Source organism: Rossellomorea aquimaris (assembly GCF_020171925.1).
In the GTDB taxonomy this organism is placed as follows: Bacteria; Bacillota; Bacilli; order Bacillales; family Bacillaceae_B; genus Rossellomorea; species Rossellomorea aquimaris_F.
Genome location: NZ_JAIVAR010000002.1, coordinates 53,181 through 71,305, shown reverse-complemented (window position 1 = coordinate 71,305; position 18,125 = coordinate 53,181). Strand labels below are relative to the sequence as shown.

The 18,125-nt window shown below is 37.8% G+C and carries 17 protein-coding genes; 1 reads left to right on the top strand and 16 read right to left on the bottom strand.

The window, feature by feature from the left end:
• Positions 1-56: 56 nt before the first annotated feature.
• The 12 genes from LCM10_RS08050 to LCM10_RS07995 all read right to left on the bottom strand — a co-directional run bounded on the left by LCM10_RS08050 (position 57) and on the right by LCM10_RS07995 (position 13,599).
• Entirely contained in the window at positions 57-1,352 is a 1,296-nt protein-coding gene (locus tag LCM10_RS08050) for an FHA domain-containing protein (RefSeq protein ID WP_224875727.1), read from the bottom strand.
• 593 nt (positions 1,353-1,945) lie between these two features.
• A complete protein-coding gene (locus LCM10_RS08045; protein ID WP_224875726.1) occupies positions 1,946-2,242 on the bottom strand; it encodes a WXG100 family type VII secretion target in 297 nt (98 codons plus the stop codon).
• A gap of 58 nt (positions 2,243-2,300) precedes the next feature.
• On the bottom strand, positions 2,301-2,639 hold the full coding sequence (locus tag LCM10_RS08040; protein WP_224875725.1) for a WXG100 family type VII secretion target: 339 nt from the start codon (positions 2,637-2,639) through the stop codon (positions 2,301-2,303).
• Positions 2,620-3,945 (bottom strand): tetratricopeptide repeat protein, encoded by a 1,326-nt coding sequence (locus LCM10_RS08035; protein ID WP_224875724.1) that lies wholly within the window; start codon positions 3,943-3,945, stop codon positions 2,620-2,622. Before LCM10_RS08035 ends, LCM10_RS08040 begins: the two co-directional genes overlap by 20 nt.
• Positions 3,946-3,954: 9 nt before the next feature.
• Positions 3,955-4,533, bottom strand: coding sequence for a hypothetical protein (locus LCM10_RS08030; protein ID WP_224875723.1), 579 nt, complete (start codon positions 4,531-4,533; stop codon positions 3,955-3,957).
• 14 nt (positions 4,534-4,547) lie between these two features.
• Positions 4,548-6,044 carry a hypothetical protein gene (locus tag LCM10_RS08025; RefSeq protein WP_224875722.1) on the bottom strand — a complete coding sequence of 499 codons (1,497 nt, stop codon included), beginning with the start codon at positions 6,042-6,044 and terminating at the stop codon, positions 4,548-4,550.
• Between the two features lie 2 nt (positions 6,045-6,046).
• Positions 6,047-6,469, bottom strand: coding sequence for a hypothetical protein (locus LCM10_RS08020; protein ID WP_224875721.1), 423 nt, complete (start codon positions 6,467-6,469; stop codon positions 6,047-6,049).
• Between the two features lie 17 nt (positions 6,470-6,486).
• Positions 6,487-6,813 (bottom strand): WXG100 family type VII secretion target, encoded by a 327-nt coding sequence (locus LCM10_RS08015; protein WP_224875720.1) that lies wholly within the window; start codon positions 6,811-6,813, stop codon positions 6,487-6,489.
• Positions 6,794-11,353 carry a type VII secretion protein EssC gene (essC, locus tag LCM10_RS08010; protein WP_224875719.1) on the bottom strand — a complete coding sequence of 1,520 codons (4,560 nt, stop codon included), beginning with the start codon at positions 11,351-11,353 and terminating at the stop codon, positions 6,794-6,796. The genes LCM10_RS08015 and essC overlap by 20 nt, the downstream gene beginning before the upstream one ends.
• Positions 11,354-11,362: 9 nt before the next feature.
• Positions 11,363-11,617, bottom strand: a complete 255-nt coding sequence (locus LCM10_RS08005) for an EsaB/YukD family protein (protein WP_224875718.1) — start codon at positions 11,615-11,617, stop codon at positions 11,363-11,365.
• Positions 11,618-11,627: 10 nt separating this feature from the next.
• A complete protein-coding gene (locus LCM10_RS08000) occupies positions 11,628-12,677 on the bottom strand; it encodes an AAA family ATPase (protein WP_224875717.1) in 1,050 nt (349 codons plus the stop codon).
• 13 nt (positions 12,678-12,690) lie between these two features.
• On the bottom strand, positions 12,691-13,599 hold the full coding sequence (locus tag LCM10_RS07995) for an FHA domain-containing protein (RefSeq protein ID WP_224875716.1): 909 nt from the start codon (positions 13,597-13,599) through the stop codon (positions 12,691-12,693).
• A 401-nt stretch (positions 13,600-14,000) separates the two neighbouring features.
• Here LCM10_RS07995 and LCM10_RS07990 point away from each other — a divergent pair, with 401 nt between their 5' ends.
• Positions 14,001-14,537 carry an IS3 family transposase gene (locus tag LCM10_RS07990; protein ID WP_224876377.1) on the top strand — a complete coding sequence of 179 codons (537 nt, stop codon included), beginning with the start codon at positions 14,001-14,003 and terminating at the stop codon, positions 14,535-14,537.
• A gap of 114 nt (positions 14,538-14,651) precedes the next feature.
• On the opposite strand, the gene rlmH is transcribed toward LCM10_RS07990, so the two are convergent.
• The 4 genes from rlmH to LCM10_RS07970 all read right to left on the bottom strand — a co-directional run bounded on the left by rlmH (position 14,652) and on the right by LCM10_RS07970 (position 18,116).
• A complete protein-coding gene (gene rlmH / locus LCM10_RS07985) occupies positions 14,652-15,131 on the bottom strand; it encodes a 23S rRNA (pseudouridine(1915)-N(3))-methyltransferase RlmH (protein ID WP_224875715.1) in 480 nt (159 codons plus the stop codon).
• Positions 15,132-15,225: 94 nt separating this feature from the next.
• On the bottom strand, positions 15,226-15,384 hold the full coding sequence (locus LCM10_RS07980) for a CxxH/CxxC protein (protein ID WP_175989858.1): 159 nt from the start codon (positions 15,382-15,384) through the stop codon (positions 15,226-15,228).
• A 122-nt stretch (positions 15,385-15,506) separates the two neighbouring features.
• Entirely contained in the window at positions 15,507-16,745 is a 1,239-nt protein-coding gene (locus LCM10_RS07975) for a S1C family serine protease (RefSeq protein ID WP_224875714.1), read from the bottom strand.
• Between the two features lie 576 nt (positions 16,746-17,321).
• A complete protein-coding gene (locus tag LCM10_RS07970; protein WP_224875713.1) occupies positions 17,322-18,116 on the bottom strand; it encodes an MBL fold metallo-hydrolase in 795 nt (264 codons plus the stop codon).
• Positions 18,117-18,125: the final 9 nt, after the last annotated feature.

Genomic DNA, 18,125 nt, shown 5'->3' with positions numbered 1-18,125 from the left:
ATGAAAAGTACTTACTCAATGTAAATCTATTGCTCACTCACATAAAGATTTCCTTACTATATGTAGAATACAAATTCTTCATTCCCTAGCTTCAATTTGGTACCTGAGAAAATTTCAACTTCCTGATTCACAGGAATAGCTTGGTTATCAAGATATGTCTTATTTGTTGAATTATTATCGACAATAAAATAGCGATTGCCCTTAGTAATGATGTCAGCATGACTACGACTGATTGCGTTATTATCTGACACAAAATAATCGCAGTAGCTTTTTTCCTTTCCGATACGGAAGGAAGGTTTATTAACACTTATTTCTTCTTGAGATTTTTCTCTAATTAAATAAGGAAAAGTTGGTTCCTCGTAGTAATTCACTCCAAGTACAGTAGTACCGCCAACATCATCTTCTCCCAGTACTGTAGTCCCGATTTCATTTCCACCTAGAACAGTTGTTTCATTAAGAGCTGGTGTTCTCCTTGAGTCTATATAACCTTTTGTTGTAAGCTCCGAATTACTATTCGGAGAAATATGATTTTGTATGTTCACTAGAATACTAGGTTGGATACGAGTTAATGGATAACCGCATTGCCCACAGTATTGTTTATTATCATTATGTACCTTTTCACAATTTGAACAAATTTTCGAGTCCTCTTGGGTCACATTTGAAGAATTTGTTTGATGGTTTAGATGATGTACGAAATTATTTTCTTTTGCAGATTTAGTTAATTTTATGCCACTCTTACTTTGTGAGTATTTCGTTGATTCGACAGGTGTTAATGACGACATATTATCTTCTTTTACTAATGGTTGATCTGATAATTCTATTATCAACTCTTCAAAGCTATTTAATGAAAATTGTTTAGCGCTAAAGTATTCTAAATAATCTGAGACATAATCCAGATTTTCTTCCTTATTAAAGGCAAATTTATATGGTAACTCACTAAAAAATGGAGCTAGATCCTTTGTTGTGTGAGGATTAACTACAGGGTAATAAATACATGTTATTTTTGTTGTACTAGGATTAATAAAAATATAATCTGTATCAATCACTAAATTATTGATATTCATTAAATTTTTCTCACACTGCTTAATTACATTAATAATATTAAAAACAACATTTAAGAAATTTTGTTTATTAATAATTCCATTAATGTAAGTTTTTATGGGCATACTATCAACAATAGAATATTTCAATACTTTACCACTAAAACTCTTTTCTTTTTTAACTGGACTAAGGTTCTTGATTACTCCTGTAAAAATATTTTTATATTCTCTTTCATTTATGATTTCATTTTTAGTTAATTTATTTTCAACAATATACTTATTTGCACTTCGCTTAATTCTTATTCTCCCCATAATAATCTCCTGTTATTTTCTATAATTTAATGTTCTAAGTTAAAAATGGACTAAACGGTAGTTTCATACACATTCCGATTATCTCACTAAATATAAACTAGGATGATGATCCGGCCCCTTTCTGCTACCGCAATGGTGCCTCATTCTTCACTTAAGGTAGAGACGATAAAATTTGGAACCTCGGGACTAGCTTTCTAAGAAAGATGTCCTTACAAAAGAGGTTTTTCAATAGTAGTAACTCAAGCTTTTTTTAAGATTATTATTGTTCACCTCTAAAACGATTCCCTGTAAATTATATGTAATAACTCCATACCTAATTATACACAATTTCTTCCTGTTTTTTATAGTTTTCAATAAAATATACCTCATTACCAGTTCCTAAGTCCCGATTCAATATTCGTTGTTGGAGATATCTTATCGGTTAACTTTTATTAATAAGTACCATAGGTATTATAAAATCTGAAGATAAAAATCTAGTTTTGATTATTACAGTAAACTCCTCTAACAAGTGTATTTAGTTTTATTAAGAAAAATAAAAATCTTGAGATGCATTAAACATCCCAAGATTTTCTTTGATTTTACTATTACTATTTTTATTGTGCAGACCTAAAACCACTCTGTAATTGTTCATCCACTGAACTAAAGGCTTCAGCTGATGAAACAGTTGCATCCCCTAAGCTTTTAACTAATTCCGGGAACTGGTCAAGGCTTTGTTTCATCGTAGTGTACATATCGAAATATGCATCCTGCGACAACCCATCCCAACCGTCAATGATTTCGCTGATTTTAGCATCAATGAGGCCAAGGATATCAGAAAGGTCTCCGGCATACTTAATAAGTTCATTTCCTTGCGATCCAAGTTGTTCAGGTGTAACTCTAATATTTGCCATTTTGTCATTCCTTCTTTCTTTTCATTTTATATTAGCAACAGCAATTTGCTGAAATGCCCTAAATCTTGGTTCTTTCAATATGATTTTCAACCAAATCATCATATTCTTTCGATGCAGCATCAAGTATGTCTTTTAAGGTATCAAGCAATGCAGCATACTTTTCAATATTATCTCTCCAATTTGCATTGACCATTTTATGAAAAGCTGACCCCGCTGGTGTTGTCCAACCGCTGGCATTTAAATCAACAAGGCTATTGTCCAGCTTTTTTGACATCTCTCTCAAGTCTTGAGCAATGTGGGCATATCGATTTCCATATTCCTTTAAGGCAGTTGTATCAAAAGCAAGATCGGTATTACGTTCATAAGATAAGGCCAAATCAGCCACCTGCTTCTTCATAGAATTTTTCTAATTCAGGTTTTAACTTATAGGCTTTCTGACGTTCCTCTTTGGCTTGAGATGCCTTTCCTAATGTACGATAAATATCCGCTCTAAGAGTATACACTTCAGCAATATCCTTACTTATGCCAGATATAAAATCTAGCAATTCTAGAGCTTTTTCATATTCTTCACTATCCTTCAAGCACATCACTCTATATAAATATATATCGATAGCAGCGGGGTTTTCCAAAGTAGCTAAACGGTATATAGAATTTGCCTCGCGATATAGCGGTTTTGCCTCGTCAAGCTTGCCCAGTTGCCGTAAGCAAAACGGTTTATAATATAGAGCAGCGTAATAATAGGAATCTTCTCCATCATTTGTTGCGATAGCAGAAGCTATTTCAAGCGCCGTATTATATTCCTTCTTCGCAAGATGCATATTCATAAGCATGAACCTAGCTTCACCTTCGAAAAAATCTTGACTTTCGAGCGCAATACATTCATTACAACATGTAATAGCACGCTCGACATCATTCTTTTCTGCCGCGATTTGTGCTTCAAGCATGATGAAAGCCCTCTTCGCATCTTCGAAATACTTCATCTGTTTGGCAGTATTCAATAGTTGGTAAGCGAGGTCGAATTTTCTATTTAAAGCGACGCACTTAACATATTCGTACATCAATTCTGCATCTTCCGGGAAACGATCGGATGCTGACTTGGCAAATTCAACTGCTTCTTGAAGCTTATCCTTGTGTATTAACAATTGAGTTTTCAAATGATAGCCATCAAATAATTCTGGAGAATTCTTAAGTAACTCCTCGATGCTCTCTTCGGCATTGTCAATCATATCTAAGCGAACCAAGGTAGTAATCTTTTTTACTAAATAATCTGGTCTTGACGGATTCTTGATACAGGATTTTTGAAAATATCTAAGTGCCATTCGATCATCGTTGAGGTGCTCATAGGCCATCCCCATAAAGAAGAGCATTTCATCACTATCGTATCCTGTCGAAATGGCCAAATTATAATTCTCTAATCCCTCATGAGCCTCGTCATTCATAAAGCAGGCATTCCCACACAGAAAATATAATGCACCACTTTTTTCGATTAAGAGAGCTTTCTTGTACATGTTCTTTGCTTCTCTGTATTCATTTGCTGCCATGTGCAGGTCACCGTAATTTTTATAATTATCCACTAACATAGGATCAATTTCTATTGCTCTATCAAACTTTTCTTTGGCAGCTGGAATATTACCCGCTTTTAAAAGAAGTGCTCCTTGTTGATTTAAATCCTTGGATTCCAGTCTCAATTCAGTTGCTTCCATAACGGCCTCCTATCTATCTTCAACAATTACCTTTATTGGTGAATGATTTTCAATTTCCGAAACGAAATTCACTTCAGGAGCAGCACTTGTTCGGAAAAAGCATAGACCACTAGTAGTCTTATCAGTTGTCGCTTGTGAAGGCAATACTCCATCTTTGCTGTAATTAAACCATTCAACACTTGCAGTTCCATAAATGTGTATTCGTTGTGATTTGCTTTTGTATAAGATACGATCAATATCTTTATACATAAACTTGTTTATTTCCATCCGAGTAACTTTCTTATCATAATATCGCTTGGGTCGGTATAAAACCAAATAATCATTGTGGAATCGCAATTCAATGGGGGATGGCGCATTTTTGCTTCCTCCTGCAGTAAAGACCCATATAACCACTGGAATAAACAGGACTTGAGTTGTCCAGGACAGTTCGGAAAATAAATTGTCCTGAAATACCATAGATAGTACAATAATAGATGCTATTACAATTAATAGTACATTTCTAAGCTTACTCATTTTTTCATTTTTTGGAACCAAGATATTTTCATAAGTTGAAAGTACATGATTTGGCTGTTCATTCGGCTGCTCCATATTCACACTCCCCATTATACGTTTCTTGCAGGTATATTAACTTCTGGTATATATACATCTGGTGTCGATATATTAATACCGGAACTATTTGACAGTTTGTTCATGATGTCTGGGTTGATAGGATTATCACTTTTAGATGTCAAAAAATCAAAAACAGTTTTTCCTTTATCGAACATACCTTTAAAATCACCAACTTTAATTGCACTGTATGGATCTCCTTGAGCAATTGGTAAATCCACTATCGTAACGCACGGAAAGGCAATTTTTTCTTTGCCAACCTTGAATAGATTATCAATAGTAAACCCACCTTGTATACTACCCTTAAATACGTCCAATATATTGCTGCTTGATGAAAATGTATTCTTATTAGTTTGAATAAAATTTAGCACAGGATTTGTAGAAGTACTGGCGGCTTCCTTAAAATTGAAAAATCGTCCCTGCATGTTTCTCCAGAAATCAGCACTAACTGCCTTTACAAAGTCCTTTCCTGTTTGTTGCCAGCCTCCGAATCTGACTGCTTCTCTAATGTCATAACCTATATCGATCACTGACGTTTTAATCTTGCTTCCCATAGTCGAAAGGCCCCCACTAGATAACACATCTCTGATACTAATATTCTTAATATCATCCAGACTTCCTGTTGCCCACTTATATCCATTTTTCATAAGATTAGTGCCGCTACTATATATGGATACAACACTACAAACTGTGTTCACCCAATCAATTCCTGTTGCGACACCATGCCAAAAACGGCTATTCGTTTCCTTACGAAGGTAATCTTGCATTGTATTGGTATCACTTCTTCTTTTTCCGGTAGCAGGATCATCGCGCAGCCACGCAGAATGTAAACCGCGACCCTCATTAATTATATTGGCCACCCCGTTGATTGCTGCTATAGCACCTGCTACAACACCGGCAATGATAAAGATCAATGCTCCCCCGGTTACAATGGCACCTATTATCGCCAAGACACCAATAACCACCTCTACAAATCCAACCGCTATCCCCTTTAAAAATTCTTTTCCGCCGTCAACGTTATACCATGCATCAATGGCATCCTTTATGGCGTCTCTTCTAGCAAAAATCTGATCTTTCCCATCTCCCAACCATCGGCCGAGGGATGTCTCGTTTCCAACACTTGTAAGGAAATAGTGGATGGCATTCTCTACTTTGCTGTTTTTAATGCCGTGGTTATCTTTAAATGAGGCCGTCAAAGATGAAACCCTTGATTTCACACTTTTATCTGTGGATTCACATTGCTCTTTTAAATCAATTAATTCAGCCGAGTATTTTTCAAATTTATTCGCTTCTGCCCTTAAAGCAGAGATTTTATTGTTTGCTTTGCTCTTGGCTGTAGAAAGATTAGAAGACCATGTACCGTTGTACCTGTTTAGTTTTTTATAGACGTTGTCATATACAGCATCAGCGTATCGATCTAATTTTCTGGCAACAGCTTTTGCCTCGCCGGAGGCATCCTTAAGACTGCCATAGGATATGGAAGCTATACTCACCGCTACTCTCCTCCACCTAATAATTTTTTTGCTAAAGCTGCCTTTTCCTCAGCTTTCTTTTCCTTATATTTGCGATAATAATAATCTTTGTCTGAAATTGCTTCCGATTTCAAATGTCTCACTCGAGCAATTTCATCCTCCAATTCGTCCTGGGTTGTACTTAGATCACGGTCCGCCCCAACAGATTTTTCTTTTTCGTTAGCTAAGGAGTTCGCACTGGAGGCAAAGCGGGAATTATGTCGAACCCCTTTGGTTAAATCATCTATTAATCTATCTAGTCTATCGTTCACATCCAAGATTTCATCAAATAAATCATAATGAAGATTATCTAAAATCTTACCTAAATCCTTCAAATTGTCCTCATAATCCTCTGCTTTGTTTTTATTTTTTTTGTATAGATTATAATAATACGAACTGCTAGCCAACACACCTCCCCCTTTCGTTAACCTTTCGAAGACATATTGAACTGTTGACGGATTTGGTCATCAGCTGCTTCATAATCTGCTTCAGAGGTGACCAACGCATCATAGATTTCCTTTAAAGTTTCCCCAAAGTCATCAATTTTCTTAATCAGGAGCTTATATTGGGTTTCGAATTCATTTCTGCCTTTACCGACCCAGTTCTCATTGATTTTCTGAGTGATTTTAGAAACCTCTAGATTGACATCGTTAAATGAATGTACGATTTCCTTAATTTGTGCATGAGTAGCATATATTTTAGCTGTATCAATAGTACCATCAACAACTGCGTTACTTGACTTTTTCGCCATAGCCAACACCCTTATCAAAGATTTTGATTTTACTAAAAGTACTGCCTTCGAAACGATAACCATTGGACTTGTCGAAGGACGTTTCCGTTCGTATTCTGCCAGGGACATCAAACATTTTATTTTCTGACAATGGTGCAAAAAGTATAGCTTTTCGTTCATCTTTAACTGCCTTTAACACTTCAGATGAATTGAATCCAACTGGTTGATTTTCCACCGTAGTGAGCAGAACAAATGCACCAGCTTCATTCGCACCTTTAATTAACTCTGCAAATGATTTGCTATCATTCCTGTCATTACTTATTCTTTTGTATGCTTCGGTATTATTGAGGACCAGAAGCTGATATGGCCTGTCTTCAATCTCTTCCATTTCATCATGTCGCCTTCTGGAAATATCTTCACAGAAATCATTTACCAGCATTAGAGCCTCAGAAGTATCACTTGTGTACCTTCTGACGAATCCAAAAGTTGAGGACTCTCTTAATGACTTGCATTTATCGTCGATTACGGTTGCTTCTACATTATGGAATACAATCGTTTCATTCAGCATTTTTAGTAAATTAATGGTGAATTGTTCTTTACTTTCTATATCACCTAACAAAGTCATAGAGCCGCCAGTATTCATGTTCATAATGGAATACTCTACAGTAGCGAAATCCATACCAATCGGCAATAGACCTTTTTTTCTAAATTCATTTCCGCTTGTTTTAAATTCCTCATGAAGCATAAGCTTTTCAGGCACCATTGGAATGATACGGGCCTTACTAGAACACTGTGAATTACGTGTTTGGATAAACTGCTTAAGCTCCAGGCTTCTTTCGGCCTCCTTGTCGCTGTGACCAAATATCGCAGTTTGATACTCAAGAATTCGTTTATCCAGCATTAGCAGCCCTCTGCCTGTATTTTCTTTAGGAGTTTGCTTACAATGTCCAAATGCTGTACTATACTCACCTTTATCATTGCAGTTTAGCACAAGCTTCCTGCCAAAGTTTGCCTGGGTACGATAGTTTAATGCATTTGATGTTGCTGCAGTTATAACAAACGATATTCCAACACCTTGCGCTTCCCGGCTTAGGCTATTCAATTCCTCAGCCTGACTCGGGAAATACTCCTTAAATGCTGCCATATTGTCAATAACCACAACAACCATAGGAATATCCTTATATCCTGCATCAAGATATGCTGAGAAGCTACCTACACCTTTGCTTGAAAGCATGGTTTTGCGTTCAACCACCATAGAGTTAAGAAGCTTAAAGAGATTTTTGCATTTTTCCTCTTCATTTGATAAAACCACACCACCAACATGGGCAGAGTTTTCAAAGATTTTCAATACCATGCTTCCGCAGTCTACTAAATATAGATTTACTTGAGAAGGATCATACTTTTTGATTAATCCGTAGGTAACAGTTTGCAACATCGTTGTTTTTCCGGTTTGTGCTGAACCTACAATAAATATATTTTCCTTGGAGGGATCTATAACAACTTGACCTTGTCGTTGTTGTTCAGGGTCATCATAAATACCGATTGGCACAGAAACTTTGAAATCACGATCGATTCCATAGTCAATCATATCTGTATTAACTACATCTGCTAGCGAAGGCAGACAAATACCTGGAAGCTGTTTTATTCCTTTAACCACACAAAAATCATGGACATAGTCAACAATCGTTTCAAGTTGGCTCTTTGATTCAACTGCTGTTTGTGTTTTAGAGTTTGTATATACAAGTTTTTTCTTGCCCCATATGTTTCTTTCGTAAATTTGGAATATTCTTTCGTTCATATCATTTCCGGTAGGAACACTTCCACCACTATAAGCCGATTGGAATAAATCAAAAACTTCATTATTTCCTACTTGAAAATAAGCGCGCCCAGGCTCTACAATTTCTGCCGCAAGAGGTGTTTTAATCACCTCGTTACTGTCTTCCTTTGTTTGAACCTTAAGACACAATTTAAATTTTGAGTTACTCCATATTTGATTGTCTACAACGCCCGCTGGCTTTTGTGTAGCTAGAATAAGATGAATACCCAAAGTTCTTCCTATACGTGCAGCTGAAATAATCTCTTTCATAAAATCAGGGTGTTCTGCTTTCAGTTCTGCAAATTCATCCACAATCATGATTAGATGCGGGATCGGTTCGTCCACCTTTTGGGACTTATAAAGTTTAATATAATCATTAATATGGTTGACTCCGCAGGCTGAGAACATTTCTTGTCGCTTAACTAGCTCCGCTTTAATTGACGATAACGACCTCTTTATCTCGCGTCCATCTATATTGGTAATAGTCCCCATTAGATGAGGCAGGTTTTTAAATTGATTTGCCATACCTCCTCCTTTGAAGTCAATAATAACAAAACCAACTTCATACGGGTGAAACAACGATGCCATTGAGAGAATGTAAGTCTGAATGATTTCACTTTTTCCCGATCCTGTAGTACCCGCTACTAACCCGTGAGGACCATGCGCTCCGGCTTTATCGCTTAGATCCAGCTGAACAATTTGGTTCTTTCTCTTTACTCCTAATGGAGCAGCCATACTATCATATACTAATGACGAATTCCACCTTTCTGTTAAGTTTAAATCCTCAACAGACATGATACCCAAGAGCTCAAACATGGATATATTTTTCGTTAACTCCCCTTCTAATGAAACCTCGTCAACAGTAACGGCTCCTAGTCTTAACGCTACCTCTAAAGCAGTTTTGGTAGGTATTTCAGGATAGGCAAAACTTGAAACCATATCTCCTTTCTTTGTCTTCACGACACTGCCTTTCTGCTTCGAATCAATTCGAATGATTTCTGTACAGCCTTGTGGCAAATATTCTTCGTACTCTTCAAAAAACACAAATGTAAAGCCATAGTCACCAGAATTCTTTATAAATTTTGATACGGGATGTTTACTAATCGCTGATGAATCTGTAACAAAAACAATGTAATGTTCTTCAAAAGTCACAAAATTATTTTTACGTTTCGCATTCTCCCTTGAAGAAAGAGTGATATACAAATTCTCTAATAAAACATTCTTACTTTCTTCATCACAAATAATGTTCCTTACATCAAGTTTACTGTTTTTAACATTATGTAACCACCGCACCCAACTCATGTCTTGGACATTTTCCTGATTAAAGATATAAACGAACTTGACCTCACCGTAAAAATGGCGAATTGCCAAATCAAGTGTAATATTCTTGATCATTTGCTCAAGTTCTGGTTTTTCGCCTACTACACCAATACCGCATGAAGAATTAAAATCAGCGATAATAGGAGCATGATCAATATATCGATATTTTTCTGAAACCTGCTGTGGAAGATGGGCGATGGGATCCTCCAGATCAACGATTTCTTGCTTGTTGAACTCAACCTGATTACTAGATTCTATGCGACCCTTACCTAAATTCACATGTAAGAAATCTGGATCCTCAAGTGATTTTTCAAACAACCTTTTACCGAAATAGTCTACTTCCTTGATATTGTTTTCCAGAGATTCATTTATCAAGTTTCGGATACGCAGCTCATGTGCACGTGCCTGCTCTATTTCTATGCCCTTATCGTTGATATATTGTTCATATCTACTTATCCGTTCAGTATATTCTTTTTTATAATTTCTCTTTTCGGTTACATAAGTGGCGATGGACATAAATACACCTAAAGACATAGAAACAGCACTATAAATGACAAAAGTATTGCCGCCTCCCATTATACCTCTTAGTACAATAGTCAGGGCTAACATCACCAAAGCTGGAATTAGTGACACCAGTATGTTTCTTTTAGGCTTGTGTGGTTTATGTTCAGGCTGCTGAATTTCAATATCCATTTCTGGAATCTCATATTGTATCCGTGTGTTACGATTAAACTTCGGATAAATCAAATGGCTTGTTTGTTCGTATTGATCTTCATAGTTCAAATTGTTGATCGTCAGATTGGCATTTTTAGATGTATAAAGCTTTCCTTTTTTATAATAAAAACTAAATCCAACAATAGCGAAGAAATCATAATCCTTAAGCTCATTTTTCTTCTCTACACGCGAACCATTTAGAAAAACACCATATTTAGTATGGTTATCCATTAAGTACCATCTATTATTTTCGTGAGAAAGTGTAATTGTATCGGAGCCTAGATAATAATCGCTTGCATATATTTCGCAATCAATACCGCCTCCTATACGTATTTGTTGATTGTCCGAGATATCAATAATTCTGTTATACTCTTTATTTTCGTAATCAAAGTCAAGCATAAACGAAAGAGAGAATACTTCGTTATCTGACTGCTGGTACTTCAGTGTAAGTTCGTCACCATGGTTAAGTTGCTTGGTCATCAATTTCCTGACGTCACCAAGCGACAAATATAAATTATCAGAGCAAAGGACATTCCAACTCTCATTATTTTTGGTGAGGATCAACTCGATCTGACCAAAAAATAATTCTTTGCGAAGTCTTACATCACAGTCTGATCCGGTACCAATCTTCAACTCCGCTGTTTCGGAATCTAGTTCGACTTCTTTATAAAGATTTCTACTTGTAATAATTAGTTTGTATCTGCTCTCCATACACTTCTCCTATTGTGTAAAGTTAATTACAGTCCCATTTATAACGCCAAATTCTGACAGTAGTTTATTCCCTTTAAGCAAGGCTATTGGATTTTCGGATTTTAAATAACAATCTTTTACATTTGAAACATCAATATTTAAATCATATGCTGCATTAAGGGCTATCACTAGCTCATTCGCAGATATATTCAACGGTATTTCTAAGTCTGTTGTAAATTTTTTTTTGTGAATCTTTAGGATTACAATCGCTTTATCATCAGCCATACTTATCTCCTCATACTACTAAAAATGACAACCTTTGCACTCCACTATCCTTCGAGAATTCTTCACATCTCATTTGGTCATAATACTCAAAATGACTAATATAATCATTTACAGTGAATCTGATATCAGGGGAGATTAATGCATTTTCTTTCTCTCTATCAAAATCATTGCAGACAAATGTGTATTTTTCCGAATCCACTCCGTCAATATTATCAACCAAAATATTAGTTGCATGGACGGACGACCTGTTCTGCTTGGTAACAATCACTACTTTATCTGCGATACCTATTAAATTTGCCTTGTACTCATCAAATGTAGGGTCAGCATCTATGATTATATAATCATACTCTTTAGATGCCTTTGCTGACTGAGCAATGGTTTCATAAATTGAATATGGTAGTCCTAACGACATCAATGAAGCTTTGAACGGAGGGAGATAATGAAAGTCTTCTCGCATAATAACATGTTCTATTTCTGGGTAAATATGATCATCGGCTGTGGCAAGTTTTAAATATACTTCAGAAGATGTAATTGCGCTTTGATTTTTAAGAACTCTTTGAAAATATTGCAATCTTCCTGCGTTTATATACAATACCCGCTTATAGCTTTTAGTTAAGCCGTGGCTCATACCCAATGAGAGCGTCGTCTTGCCAACACCCCCAGAAGCAGAGTACACAAGTATAATTTTGCAGTCTTTTTGTTCATCAGAAGTTTGTAAAACTCTAGAGCTATTACCAACTATTTCATTAAATATGACTTTTAAACTTGTATATTTAAAGATACGAACAATAGCTATATCTGACGTTTGTTCCTTCTCGTATTGTTCCGTCATAATGAAAGTATGTTTAATATTATGACGTTGAAGCGCAGTGCTATATAAACCCTCGCTCACAACAAGAATATCTACATTTTGGGGTTTAGAAAATAAATCTTCAAAATATCCTTCGTCTGTAACAATTTCTAGATTAACTTTATCAAAATACTCTTCTACGAATTTGAGTTGTAGAGAAGTAATATATTTTTCATCTGTATCTGCGATTATTATTTTCGGTTTATACACTTGTCTCAACCCCCTACTTAATACGAACCTTAAAGTCACTGTTCGCTAATCGAATAACATCACCATTTTTTAATGAGACTGGCTTGTATGGTTGAAGACGTATGTTATCTAAATATGTACCGTTTGTGCTTTCTAAATCTTCAAGAAAATAACTTTCACTGGTTCGTATTATCTTACAATGGATTCTACTAATTGCATTATTATACGAAATAAACCCATCAACCTCTGTATCACTTTTTCCAATTAAATATTTTTCTTTATTCACTATCAGTTCAGGTGATACAGGGCTACTTAACGACTCAAGTACCATTACCGATTTCTGTATTTTGTAATCTGCATTATTGGGGTTTGGTGCGATGGCCATAATTTTGCTTGACAACTCTTCAAGTGAAAGTGTGCCGTTTGATAATTCTGCATAAAACTCCTTAATCTTCTGAGTACCCAATAAAGGCAGGTTATTAATAAGTTTAACAAGGTTCATTCTTAATTCTGTCTCAAATGACGAAAAATCCTTGAGGACAATTATATTTGTTGGTACATATATAAGGCCTACCGAAAGATTGCTTGGGTTAATAAATATTTTATCGAAAGAAGTATCTATTTTTTGGTAAGATAAGAATCCATTACTCTTTACTCCAATAATAGCATTCAACAAATTGGCTACAACGATTACAAAACCATTTTCATCAAGCGAAGGAAGCATTGAAGTAAACGTTCTATGTCCAGAAGTTAAGTAATATAGTTCAATTTTCCCGTTGTAATACATCTGCATGCACTTTATGAATTCTGTATTGTTCTGGCTCTGTAATACCTTATATTCTGTTAGTGAAAAATCATTATTATCATTTAAAATATAAGCAATATTGGTTGTTGAACCACTTGTTATTTCACGTATCGTTCCGTATTCTGTTAATACTCCCATTACACACACCTACCATGTGACTTTTAACCAAACTAGGTTCTTTTTCGACTAACAATAAAAACATATGTATAACTATCTAAATATTAATTCTTTAAGACTATTCAAACATAAGAAACATATCAAATCCCATCCTATTTTATCATAAAATTTCATTAACTTGTAAAACTTTTCTTTTTAACCAATAAAAAAGTACTATGTAAAAATTAAACAGTACGGTTTCTTTCTTTACTATCCTCATCTTTTTTTAAAAAAGCTCTATCTAGGTTCTTGCAATAAACTTAATTCTTTTAGTGGAATAAAAAAATGGTAATTATACCAATTTTAACAAGTTATAATTGTTGCTTATTGTGCGACTTATAACAAACCAGTAAGATTCGCTATACAAATGGATGTAAGTATATATTTCTTTAAATCGTAATGCTGTTCAGAGATTTATGCAGAAACATCACCTTCAATGTAGCGTAAGGCAAAAAAGAAAATCTCAAGGGAAATCTGTCAATGTCGCGCCAAACTTATTAAAGAGAGATTTTACTGCTAGCCAACCCAACCAAAAATGGGTGACGGATATTACTTACATCCAATATGGTCCAGACATCTTGTATTTATCAACGATCCTGGATTTATTTAATAATGAAATCGTTGCTTACAAACTTTATACTCACCAACAAATCCCTTTAGTAATTAATACCTTGAGTGAAGCGCTCGAAAAACGAAGAAACCCTAAAGGAGTGATCATCCACTCGGATCAAGGCAGTGCCTATGCTTCTTATGAATATCAAAATCAGATCAAAGAGAACCATTTAGTCAGTAGTATGTCACGCAGAGGTAACTATTGGGACACCACAGTCATTGAGTCTTATCATTCGAACCTAAAGTCAGAGGAAGTAAGAGAACGGGAAGAACATTTTATGAGGTATTTTAACGAAGAGCGTATCTAAGCAAAATTAGGCTACCACACACCAAGAGAGTTTGGTGTCATGGCAGCCTAAGAAGGTGTTTTATTACTGTCTCATAGTCTACTCACCTGGCTTTTTATTTAATTTAAACCTTACTCACTTATGATACGGTTCCCCACGATTAATCCGAAACGCCCGATAAACCTGCTCCACCAGAATCAACCGCATTAACTGATGAGGAAACGTCATTTTTGAGAAAGACAATGTCTCATTTGCCCGCTTCATTACCTCATCACTTAACCCGAGTGATCCTCCGATGACGAAGGCGACCTTGCTTTTCCCGTAGGTGGCCAGCTTGTCCAGGTTGTCGGCTAGTTCCTCGGATGAACGCATTTTTCCGTTTATGGCGAGGGCGATGACATGGTGGTCTGGTGAGATCTTGGAGAGGATCCGTTCGCCCTCCTTGTTTTTGACCTGCTCCATTTCCGAATCGCTCAATACTTCGGGTGCTTTTTCGTCTGCAAGTTCGACGATATCGATCTTCGCATAGGCTCCGAGGCGCTTGACGTATTCGCCGATTCCTTGCTTTAAGTACTTTTCTTTCAATTTACCAACCGTTACAATTGTGATATTCACACTTCATCCTCACTTTACAAACATTTTACAAACACATTATCCACAGAACTTATCCACATATCCACATTATCAATCCACATACTGTATGAGAATATTAGTTCGCCACAATATATATTGCGTTATTCCCACAATATTCACAGGTTGTGGATAACTGTTCTTCTTTTGATAATTCTTTTAAATCAGGGGCGACTTCGTGCTCGTCTACAATGATGTCCATGGCAAGCTCCACGTGATCTAAACAGCAATAAATCATTCGTATGACCTCCTTATTTTTAGCATTCTTCATCGTCGATTATTTATCCACAGGTAATCATATCACGTAAAGAAAAAGCAGGAAAGGTTGTTTCCCCTTCCTGCTTTTTAACTTATCCACAATTACATGCGGGATTCATCCGTAAGCTTCATTGTCAGCTCTTTCTTTTCACCATTTCGGTAGTATGTGACCTTCATTTGATCGTTGACGTCTTTTTGATTGTAAAGGTGTTTACGCAGTTCGATCAGATTCTCGACCTTTTCACCGTCCAATGCGACGATGACGTCCATTTCCTTCAGCCCCGCTTGAGCAGCTGGCGAATTAGGAACAACCTGTCTGATCATGACACCGTAGTTGACGTCTTTCGGAAGCTTTAATGTTTCCTGCTGGTGGTAAGCTGAGATCTTGTTCACGTCTTCAAGCATGACACCCATTGCCGGACGTTTCACTTCACCATACTTCTCAAGATCTTCGACGATCGGCTTCGCGTAGTTGATCGGGATGGCGAGTCCAATTCCCTCGACCGCTTCCTGAGCGATTTTCATCGAGTTGATCCCGACAAGCTGACCAGAAATATTGATCAAGGCGCCACCGCTGTTACCAGGGTTGATGGCTGCATCCGTCTGCAGTACCTCTGCATTCCAGTCTTCCATTCCGTCCTGATTGATGTCGACCGGGATCGTCCGTTCCGTACCTGAGACAACACCTTGTGTGACAGAACCTGAGAACTGAAGACCTAGCGGGTTCCCGATTGCAATGACCGGTTCCCCGGCCTTGAGTTCATCAGAGTTACCGATTTCCACAACATCCTCTTTATCAATCTTGCTTCCATCGATTTCAACAACGGCTAGATCCGTCCAGACATCGGTACCGCGGAGCGTTGCAGGGAGCTTCGATCCGTCTGCGAGCGTCACCTCAAGTTGATCCGCTCCCTCGATGACGTGGTTGTTCGTCACGATATACGCTTTATCGCCGGCTTTCTTATAGATGACCCCGGAGCCTGTCCCAGCCTGTTGATCCTGCGTTCCACTTTGACCCCAGAAGCTTTGCGAGCGAATATTCGAGATTCCAACGACGGAATCACTCGATTTCTCAACCGCCTTCGTCACGTCTGTCGTCACGTTGACGGAAACATTCTTTGTCGTACCATTATGGTACTCTTCATCCGTTGCCTTCAAGTCTTGATCGGGCTGGATCGAATACGGCAGCACATCAAGATTATGTAGTTGAGGAAGCGCCACAAGGATCAAAATCGCCCCAAGAACCACACCGAGCAATCCTGCCAGGAACATGCCGCCCCGGTTGCCCTTTTGCTTGACCCTGCCTTCTCTATTATAATCCTGATCATCATAATATCCCATTTACCATCTTCCTTTCATAGAATATGCCTTTTGTTATTTTATCTTTACAAGCCCGATTATAGTCAGGCTAAATTAAAAAATGATGAAAAACAGCTAAGAATTATGGGAAGGTTGGTTTAATTTTCAAATAGTTGAAAAGTTGTTCAAACTCCGCTGTTGATTTCCGTGCAAGACTTCGCTTTCCGCGGGTAGCCCGTGAGTCTCCTCGTTCCTGCGGGTTCGAAAAAAAGCGGAGGTGGCTCGCTCAGCCCCGACAAGCATAAGATGAATGGGCCGGGAAGGCATTCTATGCCTTCTTGGACCATTGAGCTTATGACCTCGAGGGGTTAGCCGCCGAAGCTAGACACGTCTCACATTAGCTACTCTTCCCGCAGGAGTCTTCGTCTTACACTCCAATCAACAGCTGGAACGAACTAAATAGTATGTTTAAAGCCTTCACAATCCTAAATAAGTGATGTAGGAATCGACATATTTTTTCCCAAGAGCTTCTCTAATTACATACACAAAAGGTGAAAGCCATCACAGCCTTCACCTTTCTCATTCCTCAAATGGGACCCGTCTAAACATAAGAATGGGTCAAATGGCGACCAATGGGGTCGGGACCTTTGGATCTGTATCGAACAGATCGACTTGTTCACCGACGCTGACTCCTTTTGACTCAAGCGTTTGTGCTACACTCATGCGCGCCAGGTCTTTCATGTTGTTATCCAGGCTCAGATGGGCAAGGTAGATGCCCTTGGTCCTGTCGCCGATTACGTCGCTCATGGCGATTGCGGCATCTTCGTTGGATACGTGCCCAACGTCACTCAGGATCCGGCGCTTGATGCTCCACGGATAGCGTCCCATCCTTAGCATTCCGACGTCGTGATTGCTTTCGAACACATATTGATCGGCGTTTGAAATGATGCCTTTCATCCGGTCGCTCACATACCCCGTATCCGTCACGAGGACGAGCTTCCTGTCCCCTTGGTGAAACACGTAAAACATCGGTTCGGCTGCATCGTGGGAGACACCGAATGATTCGATGCTCAACCCGCCGAAATGCTTCGCCGTTTCCATGTCGAACGTGAATTTCTGTTCGGTTTCGATTTTACCGATCAAGCCGTCCATTGCGTTCCATGTCTTCTCATTCGCATAGACCGGGAGCTTGTACTTTCTTGCAAGGACGCCAAGCCCTTTAATATGGTCGCTATGCTCATGAGTGACGAGGATGCCTGACAGGTCTTCGATTTTCCGGTCGATTTGACTGAACAATCCTTCCATCGCCTTGCCGCTCAAGCCGGCATCCACAAGGAAGGAGTGCCCTTCTGATTCAACATAGATCGCATTCCCCGTACTTCCGCTCGCGAGTACACTAAAATGCATGGCCATTCCTCTCAC